Genomic DNA, 19,307 nt, shown 5'->3' with positions numbered 1-19,307 from the left:
CTGTTACATCGATTGCATAACCGCGCTTGGCTGATTGCCAGCATCGCGGCGGCAGGCATCATAGGATCATGATTCGGCAACAGAGTGCGAAAAATGATCCGTGTGATACTGGTCGATGACCATGTGGTGGTGCGCTCCGGGTTTGCGCAATTGCTCAGCCTCGAAGCAGACATCGACGTGGCGGGGCAATACAGCAGCGCGGCGGCGGCCTGGCCGGCGCTGCTGCGCGACGACGTCAGCGTCGCGGTGATGGACATCGCCATGCCGGATGAAAACGGCCTGAGCCTGTTGAAACGCCTGCGGGCGCAGAAGCCGCAGTTTCGCGCGATCATACTCAGCATTTATGACTCCCCCACCTTCGTGCAGAGCGCGCTGGATGCCGGCGCCAGCGGTTATCTGACCAAACGCTGCGGGCCGGAAGAGCTGGTGCAGGCGGTGCGCTCCGTCGATATGGGCGGCCATTACCTGTGCGCCGACGCGCTGCGGGCGCTGCGCGGCGGCGAGCAGCCGGCCACGGCGCTGGAAGTGCTGACCCCGCGCGAGCGCGAAATCTTCGAGCTGCTGGTCAAAGGCGACAGCGTAAAGGAGATCGCTTTCAAGCTCGATCTCAGCCATAAAACGGTACACGTACATCGCGCCAACGTCCTGGGCAAGCTGCAGTGCAACAGCACCATCGAGCTGGTGCATTTCGCCCTCGATCATCAGCTGCTGGCGGGGCATTGATGTCACTCCGTTCACGGCGCTGGGTTATCTCGCTGTTTATCCTGTTGGCCTGGGGCAGCGGCTGGCTGATGCTGTGGACGCTCGGTTTCTATCTGACCCACAACGGCAATCAGGCGGCGCTGTTTCTGCCCCACGGCGTCTATCTCGCGCTGCTGATCTTGCTGGGGCGGCGCTATTGGCCCGCCCTGATAGCGCCGCCGGCGCTGCTGCTGTTCTGGCTGCACGGCGAACGCCTGCTGAGCGGCTACGGCCTGCTGGCCGCCCCGTTCATCACCCTGATCCCGGCTCTTCTCGCGCAACGGGTCTGGCGCCGTTTTCCGCTCTACTGGCAACGGCTGACGCTGCTGCTGGCCGCAGTGACCGCCGCCTCGCTGCTCAATACCGCCCTGCTGTCACCTTTCGCGCAGAGCCCGGCGATGCTGCTCGGCCTGGCGTCGTTTACCGGCGGTGTTTTGTTGACCCCGTTCGTCTACCTGATCTTTGAATTTCTGCGCCAGCAGCACCGCTACCATCTGCTGGGGCTGGACACCGCCAACCCGCCGCTGCGCGCGTCCTTAATCATCTGGTGCAGCCTGTTTTTCGTTATCGGCATCGGTACGCAGATGGTGCTGTCGCCGGAAATCGAGCGCCTGCTGCTGATCGTGGTGTTTCTGCCGAACGTGGTGATGGCATGGAAGTTCGGTTGGCAGGGCGGCGTGCTGTCCGGCCTGCTCGGCAGCATGATGATCACCCTCGCACGGCAGGTCGGCGTGGGGTTCGGCAATCTGGTCGAGCTGGAAATCTTTCTGGCGACCCAGGCGCTGCTCGGCATCGGTCTGGGCATCGCCATCAGCCGTCAGCAGCACCTGGCGCAAAACCTGCACCACTATCGCCGACGCCTGGAAGAAGAGTTGGCGGCGCGGCGGGCATTAACCGAAAAACTGATCCACACCGAAGAAGACACGCGAAAGAACCTGGCGCGCGAGCTGCACGATGAAATCGGCCAGAACATCACCGCCATTCAAATTCAGTCGCAGCTGGTCAAGCGGGCGCGCGATCCGGCGCAAACCCAGGCCGCCGCGAACCAGATAGGCGATCTCGCCCGGCGCATTCATCACTCCACGCGCCAGCTGCTGCGCCAACTTCGCCCGCCCGCGCTGGACGAGCTGGCGTTCAAAGACGCGCTTCACCACCTGCTGAGCGAATTCGCCTTTAGCGAACGGGGCATCCGTTGCCGTTTCGACTACCGCCTGACCGACACGCCCGCCGGCGAGACGGTGCGCTTCACCCTCTACCGGCTGCTGCAAGAGCTGCTCAACAACGTGTGCAAACACGCCGAGGCCAGCGAAGTCGCCATCGTTTTGTATCAGCAAGGCGCCATGTTGCACCTCGAGGTACGGGACAACGGCGTCGGCATCCATGCGGGCAACGCGCCGGGCTTCGGCATTCAGGGAATGCGCGAACGGGTCAGCGCGCTCGGCGGCGAACTGACGCTGGAAACGCAGCGCGGCACCCGGGTAATTGTTAACCTGCCCACAAATTTGCAACAAACCGCCGACTAACTAGGAAAAAGTCTTAGCCACTCCGGACTTTATCTCATCCCCTTTCCTTTTCACCTTCTTATAGTCAGCACCAGGGAGGCGGCTATGCAAGCACGCTCAGCATCTGAAATCGATCATCGTTACCGCGCGCTGCGCCCGCGGCTGCTGCTGTACATGGTCATCGGGTACGCCGCCTTCTACCTGACGCGCAAAAGCGTGAATTACGTGCTGCCGGCGCTGCAAACGGATTTGGGGCTGGATAAAGGAGACATCGGCCTGCTCGGCTCGCTGTTTTATCTGAGCTACGGCCTGTCGAAATTCGCTGCCGGGTTGTGGCACGACGGCCATGGGCAGCGCGGGTTTATGGGGATCGGCCTGTTCGCCACCGGTTTGCTGAACGTGGCGTTCGCCTTCGGCGAATCGCTGACGCTGCTGCTGGCGGTCTGGGCGCTGAACGGCTTCTTTCAGGGCTGGGGCTGGCCGCCCTGCGCGCGGCTGCTGACCCACTGGTATTCGCGCAACGAGCGCGGCTTCTGGTGGGGCTGCTGGAATATGTCGATCAACCTCGGCGGCGCGATTGTGCCGCTGATCAGCGCCTTCGCCGCCCAGCGCTGGGGCTGGCAGGCGGCGATGTTGATCCCGGGGGCCGTCAGCATGGTGCTGGGCATCTGGCTCACGCGGCAGCTGACAGGCACGCCGCAGGAAGAAGGCCTGCCGTCGGTCGGCCAGTGGCGCCACGATCCGCTGGAGCTGCGCCAGGAACAGCAAAGCCCGCCGATGGGGCTGTGGCGAATGTTGCGCACCACGATGCTGAAGAACCCGATGATCTGGTTGCTCGGCGTCTCTTACGTGCTGGTCTACCTGATCCGCATTGCGTTGAACGACTGGGGCAACCTGTGGCTGACGGAAAGCCACGGCGTCAACCTGCTCAGCGCCAATGCGACGGTGATGCTGTTCGAGATAGGCGGCCTGCTCGGCGCGCTGTTCGCCGGCTGGGGCTCGGATGTGCTGTTCGGCGGGCAGCGCGCGCCGATGATTCTGCTGTTCACGCTCGGGCTGATGGTGTCCGTCGCCGCGCTGTGGCTGGCGCCGGTGCACCACTACGCGCTGCTGGCGGGCTGTTTCTTTACGGTGGGCTTTTTTGTCTTCGGCCCACAGATGCTGATTGGCCTCGCCGCCGTGGAATGCGGGCACAAAGGCGCCGCGGGCTCCATCACCGGCTTTCTCGGCCTGTTCGCCTATCTGGGGGCGGCGCTGGCGGGCTGGCCGCTGTCGCGGGTCATCGAAGGCTACGGCTGGTCAGGCATGTTCAGTTTGCTGTCGATCGCCGCCGTTCTTATGGGTTTATTGCTGATGCCGCTGCTGATGGCGAGCGTTACCACCTCTACCGAGAGAAGGATAAAACAATGAAAAAAACGTGGGTCACTACCCTGATAGCGTCCGGCATCGCGCTGGCGACCCTGAGCGGCGCCGCGCACGCCAAGGGCCGCCTGGTGGTCTACTGCAGCGCCACCAATGAAATGTGCGAAGCGGAAACCAAAGCCTTCGGCGAGAAATATGACGTGAAAACCGCGTTCATCCGCAACGGTTCCGGCAGCACGCTGGCAAAAGTGGACGCCGAGAAGAAGAACCCGCAGGCGGACGTCTGGTACGGCGGCACGCTCGATCCGCAATCCCAGGCCGGTGAAATGGGGCTGCTGCAGCCGTACAAATCGCCGAATCTCGACCAGGTCATGACGCAATTCCGCGATCCGGCCAAGCTGAAAGGCAACTACTCCTCGGCGGTCTACGTCGGCATTCTCGGCTTTGGCGTCAATACCCAGCGCCTGAAAGAGAAAAACCTGCCGGTGCCCAAGTGCTGGAAAGACCTGACCAAGCCGGAATACAAAGGCGAAATTCAAATCGCCGATCCGCAAAGCTCCGGCACCGCCTACACCGCGCTGGCGACCTTTGCCCAGCTGTGGGGAGACGATCAGGCGTTCGCTTACCTCAAACAGCTGAACGCCAACGTCTCGCAGTACACCAAGTCCGGCATTGCCCCGGCGCGCAACGCCGCCCGCGGCGAAACGGCGATCGGCATCGGTTTCCTGCATGATTACTCGCTCGAAAAGGAACAGGGCGCGCCGCTTGAGCTGATCTCGCCGTGTGAAGGCACCGGCTACGAAATCGGCGGCGTCAGCATCCTCAAAGGCGCACGCAACCTCGATAACGCCAAGCTGTTCGTGGACTGGGTGTTGTCGAAAGAGGCGCAGGAGCTGGCGTGGAAGCAAGGCAAGTCCTATCAGATCCTGACCAACACCACCGCCGATACCTCGCCGAACTCGCTGAAGCTCGACGACCTGAAGCTGATCAACTACGACATGGACAAGTACGGTTCGACCGAGGTCCGCAAGGCGCTGATCAATAAATGGGTCAGCGAAGTCAAGATGGGTAAATAAGCCCACATTCTGCGCCTGTTGCCGGGTAAGCCTCACGGCTTGCCCGGCCTGAACATCCGGGAAACTTATGTCACATACACATGCACTCCATCTCGTGAAAAAACGAGATGCGATATCCCTTTGGGTTTTGCTTGGCTGGCTGGCGTTCGCCCTGCTGCCGAGCTGGAGCCTGGATTACGGCCTGCTGGAGTCCACCGGCGAAGAGATCCTCGCGGCCTACGGCTGGTCACACCGCAATATCAGCTGGCTTTGGTGCCTGCTGCCGAGCCTGCTGCTGCTGCGCCCTTACGCTGCGGCGGGCCGTGAGCAGCGGCGCCGCCACGCGTTCGATGCCGGCTGGGCGCTGCTGTGCATGGCCTTTATCGTTGTCAGCGCCACGGTGGCGGGACGCGGTTTAGGCTACGCCACCCTGGTGCAGTTGACCGCGCTGGGCGCCATCATGACGCTGGCGCTGACCCGCCTCGACTGGCTGGGCGGCGACCGTTTCGTTATCGGCGCGCTGGTCACCATCGTGACGCTGATCGGCGTCTTCATCGTCTGGCCGAGCATCGCGATTTTCATTCCGATGTTCACCGACCAGACGGGCGCGTTCGCGCCGCTGGCCTTTATGAACGTGCTGTCGCAGGCGCATATCATTCAGGTGATCCTCAACTCCATCGCCCTGTCGATCGCGGTGGGCGCCGGCTGCACCTTTTTCGGCCTGGTGCTGGCGATTTACACTACCCGCATCGCCAGGCGCAGCGCCATTATCGGCCGCATCTTCTCCATCTTGCCCATCGTCACGCCGCCGTTCGTCGTCGGCCTGGGGGTCACGCTGATGATGGGGCGCTCCGGCTACGTCACCGAGTGGATGGTGGCCTGGTTCGGTTTGACCAACACCAACTGGCTGTACGGCTTTACCGGCATCTGGCTGGCGCAGGTGCTGGCGTTCACCCCGATGGCGTTCATGATCCTCGACGGCGCGATCAAGACCATTCATCCTTCGCTGGAAGAGGCCTCCTACACCCTGCGCGCCAGCCGCTGGCAAACCTTTAACGGCGTGTTCGTGCCGCTGCTGAAACCGGCGCTGGCCAACGCGTTTTTGATCGTGGTGGTGCAATCGCTGGCTGATTTCAGCAACCCGCTGGTGCTCGGCGGCAACTTCGACGTGCTGGCGACGCAAATCTATTTTTACATCACCGGTTCGCAGCTCGATTATCAGGCCGCCAGCACCCTCGGCGCCTTCCTGCTGCTGTTCTCACTGCTGGTGTTCTGCATTCAGTATATGTGGATCGGCAAACGTTCCTACGTCACCGTGTCCGGCAAATCATATCGCGGCGACGTGCAGCCGCTGCCGGTCACGCTGGTGTGGGGCGTGATCGCACTGCTGGCGGTGTGGGTAGCCTTTAACGCCCTGCTTTACGGCAGCATTTTCTACGGCAGCTTCACCGTCAACTGGGGAGTGGATTACACGCTGACGCTGGATAACTTCATCAAACTGTTCGGCCAGGGCATGAGCGACGGCGCGTGGCCTTCGCTGCTCGACACGCTGCTGTACGCCGGGATCGCCGCGCCGATCACCGCCGCGTTCGGCCTGCTGATCGCCTGGATCGTGGTGCGCCAGCAGTTCAAGGGCAAAAAGACCATCGAGTTCACCACTATGCTGTGCTTTGCGGTGCCGGGTACCGTGGCCGGCGTCTCTTACATTCTCGCCTTTAACGGCGCGCCGGTGTACCTCACCGGGACGGCCGCCATCGTGATTATTTCGATGGTGATGCGCAACGTGCCGGTGGGCATTCGCGCCGGGATCGCCGGGCTGGGCCAGATAGACAAATCGCTGGACGAAGCCTCGCTCAGCCTGCGCGCCGGCTCGCTGCGCACCATCACGCACATCCTGCTGCCGCTGCTGCGCCCGGCGATCCTGTCGGCGCTGATCTACAGCTTCGTGCGCGCCATCACCACCGTCAGCGCCATCGTCTTCCTGGTCACCCCCGATACCCGCGTGGCCACCGCCTACATCCTCAATCGCGTGGAAGACGGCGAATACGGCGTGGCGATCGCCTACGGTTCAATTCTGATCGTGGTGATGCTGGCGATTATTTTCCTCTTTGACTGGCTGATCGGCGAGGCACGCATCTCCCGTTCAAAAGCCAAAAACCAGGCGTAATGGAGCCCATGATGAGCCAGAAAAATTTCGTTGAACTGCGTAACGTCTCCAAACGGTTCGGCAGCAACACGGTAATCGATAACATCACGCTCACCATCCCACGGGGGCAAATGGTGACGCTGCTCGGCCCTTCCGGCTGCGGCAAGACCACCATTTTGCGCCTGGTCGCCGGGCTGGAAAAACCGAGCGACGGGCAGATATTCATTGATGGTGAAGACGTCACCCATCGTTCCATCCAGCAGCGTGACATCTGCATGGTATTCCAGTCTTATGCCCTGTTCCCGCACATGTCGCTGGGGGAGAACGTCGGCTATGGCCTGAAGATGCTCGGCATTCCGCGCGCCGAAGTGAAAGCGCGCGTGCAGGAAGCGCTGGCGATGGTGGACTTGGCGGGGTTCGACGATCGCTATGTCGATCAGATCTCCGGCGGCCAACAGCAGCGCGTGGCGCTGGCGCGCGCGCTGATCCTCAAGCCGAAAGTGCTGCTGTTCGACGAGCCGTTGAGCAACCTCGACGCCAACCTGCGCCGCAGCATGCGCGAAAAGATCCGCGAGCTGCAAAAGCAGTTTGATATCACGTCGCTGTACGTCACCCACGATCAGAGCGAGGCTTTTGCAGTCTCCGACACCGTACTGGTGATGAACAAGGGGCATATCATGCAGATGGGCTCACCGCAGGATCTCTATCGGCAGCCCGCCTCGCGCTTTATGGCGAGCTTTATGGGGGACGCCAACCTGTTCCCGGCCAGCTTCAGCGCCGATCATGTCGATATCAGCGGCTATCGCCTGCCGCGCCCGGCGCATTTTGCCGCCCAGGGCGCCGGCACGGTGGGCGTGCGGCCGGAAGCGATCACGCTGAGCGAGCATGGCGATGAAAGCCAGCGCTGCGAGATCCAGCATGTCGCCTACATGGGGCCGCAGTATGAGGTGACGGTGGCGTGGCACGGGCAACAGATTTTGCTGCAGGTTAACGCCACCCGCCTGCAACCGAACGTCGGCGAGCAGTATTATCTGGAAATTCACCCCTACGGCATGTTTATGCTGGCGGACGCGGCATAGTCGGCCTCACGCTTAAGGGGTAGAATAACGGCCATCCCGAACGGGATGGCCGAAAATAATCGCCAAAAACACCGTATTTATCTATTTTTACAATTCCACCCAAGTCCTTGTTCAGCCGAACAATAAATATAGCCACACCCACTCAAAAATAACCACCCAGACCACTCAGGGTGATATTTTTATTTAAATAGGGTAAGCTTTATCCCGCAGTCGAAATTATTTAACGGCCAACTCAAGGAGAAATTCATGAGCAACAATGCAAATGCACAGGCGCAGCTGGATAATTTACGCAATGTCGCTTCCCAGCTGAAGGAAATGCGCCACTACGCGCAGTCGAATATCGAGACGCTCTCCGCACACTGGCTGGCCTTCGATCAGGGGGAATGCAAAAATAAGGCATTCGCCGAAGCCATTAACGACCTATTGAATAAACAGGGCGCCTGTCTGGAAGGACTGGAAAAAACCATTCAGGATATCGAGATAGAATTAAACCGTCTTGATAAAGCCGCCTGATAATGCCGATTTAAATAAACCCGCCACGCGCGGGTTTATTTTCAGCTGCGGCAGATGACGCGCGCAATATCCCCGGACGTCGTCAGCGCGCGTATTTCGCTGAACAGTTCAGTTGCTTCATCATATTCTTTACGCAAATAACCCAGCCACTGTTTAATGCGCGCCACGTGATACAGGCCGGTGTCGCCCTGCTTTTCCAGATGGACGTATTTTTGCAGCAGCTCAACCACCTGCGGCCAGGGCATGCGCGGTTCGTTATATTTCACCACCCGGCTCAGGTTCGGCACGTTGAGCGCGCCGCGCCCCAGCATGATGGCGTCGCAGCCGGTCGTCTGCAGGCAATCCTGCGCGCTCTGGTAATCCCAGATCTCGCCGTTGGCGACAACCGGGATGCTCAGCCGCTGACGGATCTCGCCGATCGCCGCCCAGTTGATGCGATCCGCCTTATAGCCGTCCTCTTTGGTGCGGCCGTGCACCGTCAGTTCGCTGGCGCCCGCCTGCTGCACCGCATCGGCGATTTCAAAGCTGCGATTGGAAGAGTCCCAGCCCAAGCGCACCTTCACCGTGACCGGCAGATGGGCCGGCACCGCCGCGCGCATCGCTTTGGCGCCCTGGTAGATCAATTCCGGATCTTTGAGCAGCGTCGCCCCGCCGCCGCTGCCGTTCACCAGCTTGGACGGGCAGCCGCAGTTGAGATCGACGCCGTAAGAGCCCAATTCCACCGCGCGCGCGGCGTTCTCCGCCAGCCACTGCGGGTACTGCCCCAGCAGCTGTACCCGCACCAGCGTGCCCGACGGCGTGCGGCTGGCGTGACGCAGCTCCGGGCACAGCCGATAGAACGACTTGGCCGGCAGCAGTTGATCGACCACGCGCAAAAATTCGGTGATGCACAGATCGTAGTCGTTCACTTCGGTGAGTAATTCACGCACCAAAGAGTCGAGAACGCCCTCCATCGGAGCCAATAATACGCGCATGACCAATCCCAGCTAAAAAAAGACCCGCAATGATACGGGTGAATGCCCGCGTCAGACAAGCCTCTGCGGGCATTAAAAACGCCATCAGCTCAGCCGACGGATCGGTTGACCGGCGAGAAACGCCGCAATGTCCTCGACCGCCTCGGTGAAGTAGGCGCGGTAGTTATCGTCCGCCACGTAACCCACATGCGGCGTCGCCAGCACGTTGGGCAGTTGACGAAACACATCGTCGGCCGGCAGCGGCTCCGTCTCGAACACGTCCAGCCCGGCGCCGGCAATCTTCCGCTGTTGCAGCACGTCCACCAGCGCCGCCCGATCGACGATCCCCGCGCGCGAGGTGTTGATCAGGTAAGCGGTGGGTTTCATCGCCGTCAATTCGTCCCGCCCTACCAGCCCGCGGCTGCGATCGCTCAGCACCAGGTGAATGGAGACAAAATCGCTCTGCTCGAACAGCGCCCGTTTGGACGGCGCCAGCAGGGCGCCCTCCTGCGCTGCCCGTTCCGCCGTCAGGTTCTGGCTCCAGGCCAGCACCCGCATGCCGAACGCCTGTGCCACCTTGGCCATTTGGCCGCCGATCTTGCCCAGCCCCAGCAGCCCCAGCGTCTTCCCCTGCAGCGTGACGCCCAAGCCCAGCTGCCACGGGCCGTTGTTCCGCAGCCCGGCGCTTTCCGGCACGATATGCTTGGCCAGCCCGAGCAGCAGCGCCCAGGTCAACTCCATCGGCGCCGCCGACCCGCTGCGGGTGCCGCACACCACCACGCCGCGCTCGGCGGCGGCGGCCAAATCGATAGCGGCATTGCGCATGCCGGAGGTGATCAGCAGCTTCAGCTGCGGCAGCCTCGCCAGCAGCGAGGCGGTTATCGGCGTGCGCTCGCGCATGATGACCAGAATGTCGCATTCCTGCAGATGCACCGCCAGCTCCGCCTCATCGGTAAAGTGCGCGCTGATGGCGGACACCTCCACCCGATCGGCCAGCGCTGACCAATCCGCCATCTTGAGCGCCACCTGCTGGTAATCATCAAGAATTGCGCACTTCAATTTCATCTCCGTCTCCTGGAATGTAGGGATAGCCACCGTCCAGCCTAGTACGAAAATGTCGTTCCGCCAGGCAAAAAAAAAAGACCGCCCATACAGGCGGCTTGCTTTTGCGCAATCGGGCTTATTCGGCCGGTTTGCGGTTGCGCGGGCGACGCGAGGCCGGCGCGCCGGAACGGCGCTGGCCGTCACCCTGCGGGCGAGCGTTGCCGTTACCGTTGCCACGGTTTTCACGCTGGCCGCCGTTGGCGTTACCGCTGCGCTGACCGCCGCCGTTACCGGAACGCTGGCCACCGCCGTTGCCGCGCGGCGCGCCGCGTCCGCCACCCTGGCGGCCGTTGATGATCGGCTCGGCCTTGATGGTCGGATCCGGCTCGTAGCCCGGCAGAGCAATGCGCGGAATTTCACGCTTCAGCAGACGCTCGATGTCGCGCAGCAGCTTGTGTTCATCCACGCACACCAGCGAGATGGCTTCGCCGGTACGCTCCGCGCGGCCGGTGCGGCCGATGCGGTGCACGTAGTCTTCCGGCACGTTAGGCAGCTCGTAGTTCACCACGTGCGGCAACTGGTCGATATCCAGACCGCGCGCCGCAATGTCGGTCGCCACCAGCACGCGGATGCGGCCGTCTTTAAAATCGGCCAGCGCACGGGTACGGGCGCCCTGGCTCTTGTTGCCGTGGATCGCCGCGGCGGTGATGCCGTCTTTGTTCAGCTGTTCCGCCAGGTGGTTGGCGCCGTGCTTGGTGCGGGTAAAGACCAGCACCTGTTTCCAGTCGCCTTCGCCGATCATCTGCGACAGCAGTTCCCGCTTACGCTTCTTGTCGACGAAGTGCACGCTCTGCTCGATCTGCTCGGACGCGGTATTGCGGCGAGCCACTTCCACCGAGGCCGGGTTATGCAGCAGTTTGTTGGCCAGCGCCTTGATGTCGTCGGAGAAGGTTGCGGAGAACAGCAGGTTCTGGCGCTTGGCCGGCAGCTTGGCCAGCACGCGGCGGATGTCGTGGATAAAGCCCATGTCCAACATGCGGTCCGCTTCGTCCAGCACCAGAATTTCGATTTTGGACAGGTCAACCGCGTTCTGATGTTCCAGATCCAGCAGACGCCCCGGCGTCGCCACCAGGATATCGACGCCGCCGCGCAGCTTCATCATCTGCGGGTTGATGCTCACGCCGCCAAACACCACCAGCGAACGCAGGCGCAGGTGTTTGCTGTAGGCATCGACGTTTTCGCCGATCTGCGCCGCCAGCTCACGGGTTGGCGTCAGGATCAGCGCGCGCACCGGGCGACGGCCTTTGACCGGATGGTCATGCTTGCTCAGCAGCTGCAACAGCGGCAGGGTAAAACCGGCGGTTTTACCGGTGCCGGTCTGGGCGCTGGCCATCAGGTCACGACCTTCCAGCACGACAGGGATAGCCTGACGCTGAATTGGCGTCGGTTCGCGATAGCCCTGTTCTTCAACAGCGCGCACAATTTCAGCACTTAAGCCGAGGGTTTCAAATGACATAAAGAGAAAAACTCCAGATCCCCCCTAACCTAACAGTGTTCGGTGCAGTTTCCTGGGAGGATGATCAGACGGGGCATTAAGCATGACCACGAGGGATTGGCACAAACTGCAGTGCACCAGGCGGCGATTGTAACAGAAGTCGCGCAATAAAAAGCACTTTTACGTGCAGAGAGCACAATCTGCCGTAAATTCAGCATTATCTGAAGTCGGTCACATAACTCATTGTGGTTAGCGGTTGCGTTTTAAACAATCTGGCATAAAGTTAATCATATGATTGATTAACTTTGAGCGTGACCTATGCCAGCTTCCGTCCCTCATCAGGCCGCCGGCCGGGCGCGCGGCGAGCAAACGCGTCGGCAACTGCTCGCCGCGGCGACCGACCTGTTCGGTGAATACGGCCTGCAGGGCGCCACCACCCGCGATATCGCCCAGCGCGCCGGCCAGAATATCGCCGCCATCACCTACTACTTCAGCTCCAAAGAGGGGCTGTATCTGGCCGTGGCGCAGTCGCTCGCCGATTTCATCCAGCAGGCGTTCGCCCCGCTGGCCGAAGAGGTCGATCGCTTTGGGCAGCAGCCTGCCGCACAGCGATCGCCCGACGCGGCGCTGCGTTTGCTGCAGCGTGGCCTGCTGGCCTTCAGCGAGCTGATGACCCAGCCGCACACGCTGAATCTGAGCAAAATCATGTCGCGCGAACAGCTTGCCCCAACCGACGCCTACCCGCTGATCCACCGCCAGGTGATCGCGCCGATGCACGAACGGCTGTGCCGCCTGCTGTCGGCCGCCACCGGCATCGACGAACGCGCTGCCCGCCTCGTGTTGCATACCCATGCGCTGATCGGCGAGGTGCTGTCGTTCCGCGTAGCGCGGGAGACCATCCGCCGTCAGGCCGGCTGGCAAGAGATTGGTGAGGGCGAAGCGGCGCAAATCGCGGCGGTGCTGAGCGAGCATATCGAGATTTTAGTTATTGGGCTGCGCCAACGTCACGGCGCGTAAATTCAGGCAGGGAGTGTTATGAACAAAAAACGCAGTGCCTTGATCGTGTTGTTGATTCTGCTGATCGCGGCCGTCGCTTACGGGGTATGGCATTACCAACAGCAGCAGGAGCGGCCGCTGACGCTGTACGGCAACGTCGATATCCGCACGGTCAACCTCGGCTTTCGCGTCGACGGCCGCCTGGCGTCGCTGACGGTGGATGAAGGCGATACCGTTCAGCCGGGCCAGCTGCTCGGCAAACTGGACGATGCTCCCTACCGCAACGCGCTGCAACAGGCCGAAGCCAACGTCGGCAGCGCGCGCGCCAAACTGTCGCTGCTGCAGGCTGGCTATCGCAGCGAAGAGATAGCCCAGGTGCAGTCAGAAATGGCGCAGCGCCAGTCCGCTTTCGCCTACGCCGACAGTTTCCTGAAGCGCCAGCAAGGGCTGTGGGCGAAAAACGCCACCTCCGCCGACGCGCTGGAAGATGCGCGCACCGCCCGCAACCAGGCGCAGGCCAACCTGCAAGCGGCGAAAGACAAACTGTCGCAATACCGCAGCGGCAACCGCCCGCAAGAAATTGAACAGGCCAAGGCCGAGGTGGCGCAAAGCGAAGCGGCGTTGGCGCAGGCGCAATTGAACCTGCAAGACGCCACGCTGCTCTCCCCTTCCGCCGGCACGGTGCTGACCCGTGCGGTAGAGCCGGGCACCATGCTCGGCGCCGGCGGCACGGTGTTCACCCTGTCGTTGACCCGGCCGGTGTGGGTGCGCGCCTACGTCAACGAAACCAGCCTGAACCAGGCGGTGCCCGGCACCGAGCTGGAGATCTACACCGACGGCCGCCCCGGCAAGCCTTACCACGGCAAGATCGGTTTCGTCTCGCCGACCGCGGAATTCACGCCGAAAAGCGTTGAAACGCCGGATCTGCGCACCGATCTGGTGTATCGCCTGCGGGTGATCGTCACCGACGCCGACGATGCGCTGCGTCAGGGCATGCCGGTCACCCTGCGCTTCGCCAAACCCTGAGGCCGGCCATGGAACAGGCGCACACCATCGAGTTGGAAGGGCTGGAAAAGCGCTTCCCGTCGCTTGAGAAACCGGCGGTCGCCAGCCTGACCACCACCCTGCGCAGCGGCGCGGTCATCGGGCTGGTCGGCCCGGACGGCGCCGGCAAAACCACCCTGCTGCGCATGCTGGCCGGGCTGCTGAAGCCAAGCAGCGGCAAACTGCGGGTCGCCGGGCTGGATCCGATCGGCCAGGATCGCCAACTGCATGCGATCCTCGGCTACATGCCGCAGAAGTTCGGGCTGTATGAGGATCTGACGGTGATGGAGAACCTGACGCTGTACGCCGATCTGCGCGGCGTCACCGGCGATCTTCGCCGCCAGACCTTCGAACGGCTGCTGAAATTCACCGATCTGACCCGCTTCACCGGGCGTCTGGCGGGCAAGCTGTCCGGCGGCATGAAGCAAAAACTGGGACTGGCCTGCACGCTGGTGGGCGAACCCCAGGTGCTGCTGCTGGACGAACCGGGCGTCGGCGTCGATCCGATCTCGCGCCGCGAGCTGTGGCGCATGGTGCACGAGCTGGCCAATGACGGCATGTTGATCCTGTGGAGCACCTCTTATCTCGACGAGGCCGAGCAGTGTCGCGAAGTGCTGCTGCTCAACGAGGGCGAGCTGCTGTTCAGCGGCGCGCCGCAGGATCTGACCCAGCGCATGGCCGGACGCACGGTATTGATCGCCGCGCCGCCCGGCAGCCATCGATCGTTGCTGCAGCGGGCGATCTGCCTGCCGGCGGTCACCGACGGCGTGATCCAGGGCAAGTACCTGCGCCTGATCCTGAAAGAAGGCGAAGATCATCGGCAGCTGCTGCAGACGCTGGATCTGCCGGACGCCGAACTGGACGAAGCGGATCCGCGCTTCGAGGATGCGTTTATCGATCTGCTCGGCGGCGGCCCCAACCATCGCTCGGCGCTGGCGGAGATCATGCCGACCGTTGACGGAGAAAGCGGTGAAACGGTGATCGAAGCGGTGCAACTGACCAAGAAATTCGGCGATTTCGCCGCCACCGATCACGTCGATTTTCAGGTGCGGCGCGGCGAAATCTTCGGCCTGCTCGGCCCGAACGGCGCCGGCAAGTCCACCACCTTCAAAATGATGTGCGGCCTGCTGGTGCCGTCCGGCGGCAAGGCGCTGGTGCTGGGGATGGATCTGAAGACCAGTTCCGGCAAGGCGCGCCAACGCCTCGGCTACATGGCGCAAAAATTCTCGCTGTACGGCAACCTGACGGTGGCGCAGAACCTGAAGTTCTTCTCCGGGGTCTACGGCCTGAGCGGCAAGGCGCAGCGCGACAAAATCGACGAGATGTCCCGCGCCTTCAACTTCGCGCCGATCCTCGATCAGACGCCGGATGCCCTGCCGCTCGGCTTCAAGCAACGCCTGGCGCTGGCCTGCGCGCTGATGCACGAACCGGATATTCTGTTCCTCGACGAACCGACTTCCGGCGTCGATCCGCTGACGCGGCGCGAGTTCTGGCTGCACATCAACGGCATGGTCGACAAGGGCGTCACGGTGATGGTGACCACCCACTTTATGGACGAGGCGGAATACTGCGACCGCATCGGCCTGGTGTATCGCGGCAAGATCATCGCCGCCGGCACGCCGGACGATCTCAAACAACAGGTAGCGCGCGACGACAACCCCAACCCCTCGATGGAACAGGCGTTTATCGAACTGGTGCAGGGCTACGACGAGGAGGAACCACGGTGAGCGACAACCGAGCCCCAATCGACGACGGCGGCTTCTCCTGGCGCCGACTGCGCGCGCTGTGCCTGAAGGAGACGCGGCAAATACTGCGCGATCCCAGCAGCGGCCTGATCGCCTTCGTTATCCCGCTGATGCTGCTGTTTATCTTCGGCTACGGCATCAACCTGGACTCCAGCAAGCTGCATCTGGGCATTCTGATGGAGCAACAGAGCGAAGACGCGCGCGATCTGGCCCAGGCGTTCGCCGGTTCGCCCTATATCGAACCAACCATCAGCGACAACCGCCAGCAGTTGATCCAGCAGATGCAGGCCGGCACGATCCGCGGCCTGGTGGTGATCCCGGTGGATTTCGACCAGCGCATGGCGCGCCCGCACGACAGCGCCCCCATCCAGGTGATCACCGACGGCAGCGAGCCGAACACCGCCAACTTCGTGCAGGGCTATGCCCAGGGCGTATGGCAAGTTTGGCAGCAGCAGCGCGCCGCCGATCGGGGGAGCAACGACAAGCCGCTGATTGACGTGCAGATGCGCTACTGGTTCAATCCGGCGGCCATCAGCCGGCACTACATCATTCCCGGCGCCATCACCATCATCATGACGGTGATCGGCGCCATTCTCACCTCGCTGGTGATCGCCCGCGAATGGGAGCGCGGCACCATGGAAGCCCTGCTCTCCACCCAGGTGACGCGCAGCGAGCTGCTGCTCTCCAAGCTGATCCCGTATTACTTCCTCGGCATGATCGCCATGGCGCTGTGCATGGCGGTGGCGGTCTGGGTGCTCGGCGTGCCCTATCGCGGTTCGCTGCCGATCCTGCTGCTGATCAGCAGCCTGTTCCTCGCCAGCACCCTCGGCATGGGCCTGCTGATCTCCACCCTCACCCGCAACCAGTTCAACGCGGCGATGGTGGCGCTGAACGCCGCCTTCCTGCCGTCGATCATGCTGTCCGGCTTCATCTTCCAGATCGACAGCATGCCGGCCATCGTACGCGCGGTGACCTACATCATTCCCGCGCGTTACTTCGTCAGCACGCTGCAAACGCTGTTCCTGGCGGGCAACGTCGGCACCGTGCTGGCGATCAATCTGCTGTTCCTGATCGCTTCCGCCGTGGTGTTCATCGGCCTGACGGCCTGGAAAACCCAGCGCCGGCTGGATTGAGGAGAAAGAGTGATGTTTCACCGTCTGTTGACGCTCATCATCAAGGAAATGCAGGCGCTGCTGCGCGATCCGCAAACCCGCGCCATCCTGATCATGCCGGTGATCCTGCAGGTGCTGCTGTTCCCGTTCGCCGCGACGCTGGAAGTCACCAACGCCACCATCGCGGTCTACAGCGAGGACAGCGGCCAGGCCTCGGTGGAGCTGACCCAGCGCTTCGCCAAGGCCAAAGCCTTCTCCCATGTCCTGCTGCTGCGCAATCCGCAGGAGATAAAGACCACCATCGACAACCAGCGGGCGCTGCTGCTGATCCGCTTCCCGGCGCAGTTCTCGCGCGATATCGCCGCCGGCAATACCGCGCCGCTGCAGCTGCTGCTCGACGGGCGCAACTCCAACAGCGCGCAGATCGCCGCCAACTACGTGCAGCAGATCGTGCAGGAATATCAGAACGAGCTGCTCGGCAAGCGCGCGAAACCCAACAACAGCGAACTGGTGGTGCGCAACTGGTATAACCCGAATCTGGACTACAAATGGTTCGTGGTGCCGTCGCTGATCGCCATGATCACCACCATCGGCGTGCTGATCGTCACCTCGCTGTCGGTGGCGCGCGAACGTGAACAGGGCACGCTGGAACAGCTGCTGGTCTCGCCGCTCACCACCTGGCAGATCTTTATCGGCAAGGCGGTGCCGGCGCTGATCGTCGCCAGCTTCCAGGCCAGCATCGTGCTGTTGATCGGCATCTTCCTGTATCAGATCCCGTTCGCCGGATCGCTGCTGCTGTTCTACGCCACCATGTTGATCTACGGGCTGTCGCTGGTCGGTTTCGGCCTGCTGATCTCGTCGCTGTGCGCCACTCAGCAGCAGGCGTTTATCGGCGTGTTCGTGTTCATGATGCCGGCGATCCTGCTCTCGGGGTATGTCTCGCCGGTGGAGAATATGCCGGTGTGGCTGCAGGATCTGACCTGGGTGAACCCGATACGCCACTTCACCGACATCACCAAGCAGATCTACCTGAAGGACGCCAGCTTCAGCATTATCTGGCGCAGCCTGTGGCCGCTGCTGGTGATCACCGCCACCACCGGCAGCGCCGCCTACGCGCTGTTCCGCCGCAAGATCGCATAAAAAAAGCTCTGCATGTCACATGCAGAGCTTTTTGATCGCCAAATACCCTAAGGCATGAAAGACGACGGCTTTAGCGGCGGTTGCCGAAAATGCGCAGCAACATCAGGAACAGGTTGATGAAGTCGAGATACAGCGTCAGCGCGCCGACGATGGCGTACTTGCGGAAGCCGTCTTTATCATCGGCGTTCAGCTGCTCGCCCATCGCCTTGAGTTTCTGCGTGTCGTACGCGGTCAGGCCGACGAACACCACCACTCCGATGTAGGTAATCGCCCACATCAGCGCGGTGCTTTTCAGCCAGATGTTCACCAGCGAAGCCAGCACGATGCCGATCAGCGCCATGAACAACATGCTGCCAAAGCCGCTCAGATCGCGCTTGGTGGTGTAGCCGTACAGGCTCATCGCGCCGAACATGCCGGCGGTGACTACGAAAGTGCTGGCGATCGAGCTGTAGGTGTACGCGATGAAGATGCTCGACAGCGTCAGCCCGGTCAGCGCCGAGTACAGCATGAACAGCGAGGTGGCCACCGCGCCGCTCAGGCGGTTGACCATGCCGGAAATCACGAACACCAGCGCCAACTGGGCGATGATCAGACCGAAGAAGGTGATCTGGCTGGAGAAGATGAAGTTGAGGATCGCGGGCGTATTGGCCGCATACCAGGAAACGAACGCCGTCAGCAGCAGACCGCAGGTCATCCAGCCGTAAACCTGCGCCATGTAGGCCTGAATGCCGCTGTTGGCACGTTCGACGATTGAACCATTAGAGCGTGGATATCGGTCCATGACGGTTACCTTTTGCGTTGTAAACAAGATTCCGAAGCCCCGTAAACGGGGCTTCGCCTGCTATAAGCGTACCACAGAATAAGCCGCGCGAAAGCGGCAAAGGTCTTGATTTGTTTCCGCTGTTGAGGCGTTATTTAGCCGCGTCATGCCAGCGCTGCGCGGCCTGACGATCGCTGTCGCGAGCGTCCACCCAACGATCGCCCTTGCCGGTCACTTCGCGCTTCCAGAACGGTGCGCGGGTCTTCAGGTAGTCCATGATGAACTCGCTGGCGGCGAACGCCATGCCGCGGTGCGCGCCGGTCACGCCGACGAACACGATCTCGTCGCCGGGATACAGCGCGCCGACGCGGTGGATCACCGTCACGCGCTGCAGCGGCCAACGGCTGCGCGCCTCGGCCACGATCTCCGCCAGCGCCTTCTCGGTCATGCCGGGGTAGTGTTCCAGCGTCAGCGCGCTGACGTCGTCCCCTAGGTTATGGTTGCGCACCTTGCCGGTGAAGGTCACCACCGCGCCGTCGGCGTCGCACTGCGCCAGCCACTGATACTCGTCGCCGACGTTGAACGGCGCTTCGCCCACGCGAATGCGGGTGTTTTCCATG

The 19,307-nt window shown here is 62.1% G+C and carries 17 protein-coding genes; 12 read left to right on the top strand and 5 right to left on the bottom strand.

The annotated features are described in order from the left end of the window. Positions 1-93: 93 nt before the first annotated feature. From SERRSCBI_RS06305 to SERRSCBI_RS06275, 7 genes are all read left to right on the top strand, one after another. Entirely contained in the window at positions 94-723 is a 630-nt protein-coding gene (locus tag SERRSCBI_RS06305) for a response regulator transcription factor (protein WP_033642255.1), read from the top strand. Then, positions 723-2,264, top strand: a complete 1,542-nt coding sequence (locus tag SERRSCBI_RS06300) for an MASE1 domain-containing protein (protein ID WP_042783896.1) — start codon at positions 723-725, stop codon at positions 2,262-2,264. The genes SERRSCBI_RS06305 and SERRSCBI_RS06300 overlap by 1 nt, the downstream gene beginning before the upstream one ends. Positions 2,265-2,324: 60 nt before the next feature. Further along, on the top strand, positions 2,325-3,653 hold the full coding sequence (gene uhpC, locus SERRSCBI_RS06295) for an MFS transporter family glucose-6-phosphate receptor UhpC (protein WP_255352674.1): 1,329 nt from the start codon (positions 2,325-2,327) through the stop codon (positions 3,651-3,653). Continuing rightward, a complete protein-coding gene (locus SERRSCBI_RS06290; protein ID WP_042783894.1) occupies positions 3,650-4,681 on the top strand; it encodes an ABC transporter substrate-binding protein in 1,032 nt (343 codons plus the stop codon). Before uhpC ends, SERRSCBI_RS06290 begins: the two co-directional genes overlap by 4 nt. 67 nt (positions 4,682-4,748) lie before the next feature. After that, the gene (locus SERRSCBI_RS06285; RefSeq protein WP_042783893.1) at positions 4,749-6,827 is read left to right on the top strand and encodes an iron ABC transporter permease; all 2,079 of its coding nucleotides are present in this window, start codon (positions 4,749-4,751) and stop codon (positions 6,825-6,827) included. 11 nt (positions 6,828-6,838) lie between these two features. Continuing rightward, a complete protein-coding gene (gene fbpC, locus SERRSCBI_RS06280; RefSeq protein WP_033642250.1) occupies positions 6,839-7,885 on the top strand; it encodes a ferric ABC transporter ATP-binding protein in 1,047 nt (348 codons plus the stop codon). A 246-nt stretch (positions 7,886-8,131) separates the two neighbouring features. Then, positions 8,132-8,398: a hypothetical protein gene (locus SERRSCBI_RS06275; RefSeq protein WP_033642249.1), complete on the top strand. Its 267-nt coding sequence runs from the start codon at positions 8,132-8,134 to the stop codon at positions 8,396-8,398. Between the two features lie 41 nt (positions 8,399-8,439). Here the strand turns inward: SERRSCBI_RS06275 and dusC are convergent, their stop codons facing one another. The 3 genes from dusC to rhlE all read right to left on the bottom strand — a co-directional run bounded on the left by dusC (position 8,440) and on the right by rhlE (position 11,911). Further along, positions 8,440-9,372 (bottom strand): tRNA dihydrouridine(16) synthase DusC, encoded by a 933-nt coding sequence (gene dusC, locus SERRSCBI_RS06270; RefSeq protein WP_033652368.1) that lies wholly within the window; start codon positions 9,370-9,372, stop codon positions 8,440-8,442. 84 nt (positions 9,373-9,456) lie between these two features. Continuing rightward, entirely contained in the window at positions 9,457-10,416 is a 960-nt protein-coding gene (locus tag SERRSCBI_RS06265) for a D-2-hydroxyacid dehydrogenase family protein (RefSeq protein ID WP_042783891.1), read from the bottom strand. A 115-nt stretch (positions 10,417-10,531) separates the two neighbouring features. Continuing rightward, positions 10,532-11,911 carry an ATP-dependent RNA helicase RhlE gene (rhlE, locus tag SERRSCBI_RS06260; RefSeq protein WP_042783890.1) on the bottom strand — a complete coding sequence of 460 codons (1,380 nt, stop codon included), beginning with the start codon at positions 11,909-11,911 and terminating at the stop codon, positions 10,532-10,534. 297 nt (positions 11,912-12,208) lie between these two features. On the opposite strand from rhlE, the gene cecR reads away from it, so the two are divergent. The 5 genes from cecR to SERRSCBI_RS06235 are packed head-to-tail and all read left to right on the top strand — an operon-like array spanning position 12,209 to position 17,927. Further along, complete coding sequence (gene cecR, locus SERRSCBI_RS06255) at positions 12,209-12,907, top strand: transcriptional regulator CecR (protein ID WP_033642245.1); 699 nt, start codon at positions 12,209-12,211, stop codon at positions 12,905-12,907. An 18-nt stretch (positions 12,908-12,925) separates the two neighbouring features. Further along, positions 12,926-13,912: a secretion protein HlyD gene (gene hlyD / locus SERRSCBI_RS06250; RefSeq protein ID WP_033652365.1), complete on the top strand. Its 987-nt coding sequence runs from the start codon at positions 12,926-12,928 to the stop codon at positions 13,910-13,912. Between the two features lie 8 nt (positions 13,913-13,920). Continuing rightward, positions 13,921-15,657 (top strand): ATP-binding cassette domain-containing protein, encoded by a 1,737-nt coding sequence (locus SERRSCBI_RS06245; protein ID WP_042783888.1) that lies wholly within the window; start codon positions 13,921-13,923, stop codon positions 15,655-15,657. Next, positions 15,654-16,808, top strand: coding sequence for an ABC transporter permease (locus tag SERRSCBI_RS06240; protein ID WP_042783887.1), 1,155 nt, complete (start codon positions 15,654-15,656; stop codon positions 16,806-16,808). Before SERRSCBI_RS06245 ends, SERRSCBI_RS06240 begins: the two co-directional genes overlap by 4 nt. A 12-nt stretch (positions 16,809-16,820) precedes the next feature. After that, positions 16,821-17,927, top strand: coding sequence for an ABC transporter permease (locus SERRSCBI_RS06235; RefSeq protein WP_042783886.1), 1,107 nt, complete (start codon positions 16,821-16,823; stop codon positions 17,925-17,927). A gap of 70 nt (positions 17,928-17,997) precedes the next feature. Here SERRSCBI_RS06235 and SERRSCBI_RS06230 read toward each other — a convergent pair whose 3' ends face one another. Beyond that, positions 17,998-18,708 carry a Bax inhibitor-1/YccA family protein gene (locus SERRSCBI_RS06230; protein WP_004939761.1) on the bottom strand — a complete coding sequence of 237 codons (711 nt, stop codon included), beginning with the start codon at positions 18,706-18,708 and terminating at the stop codon, positions 17,998-18,000. Positions 18,709-18,838: 130 nt separating this feature from the next. Then, positions 18,839-19,306 carry a molybdopterin synthase catalytic subunit MoaE gene (moaE, locus tag SERRSCBI_RS06225; RefSeq protein ID WP_042783885.1) on the bottom strand — a complete coding sequence of 156 codons (468 nt, stop codon included), beginning with the start codon at positions 19,304-19,306 and terminating at the stop codon, positions 18,839-18,841. Position 19,307 lies beyond the last annotated feature (1 nt).

This window comes from Serratia sp. SCBI (assembly GCF_000747565.1).
Classification (GTDB): Bacteria; Pseudomonadota; Gammaproteobacteria; order Enterobacterales; family Enterobacteriaceae; genus Serratia; species Serratia ureilytica.
This window is presented reverse-complemented; position numbering and strand designations above follow the sequence as displayed.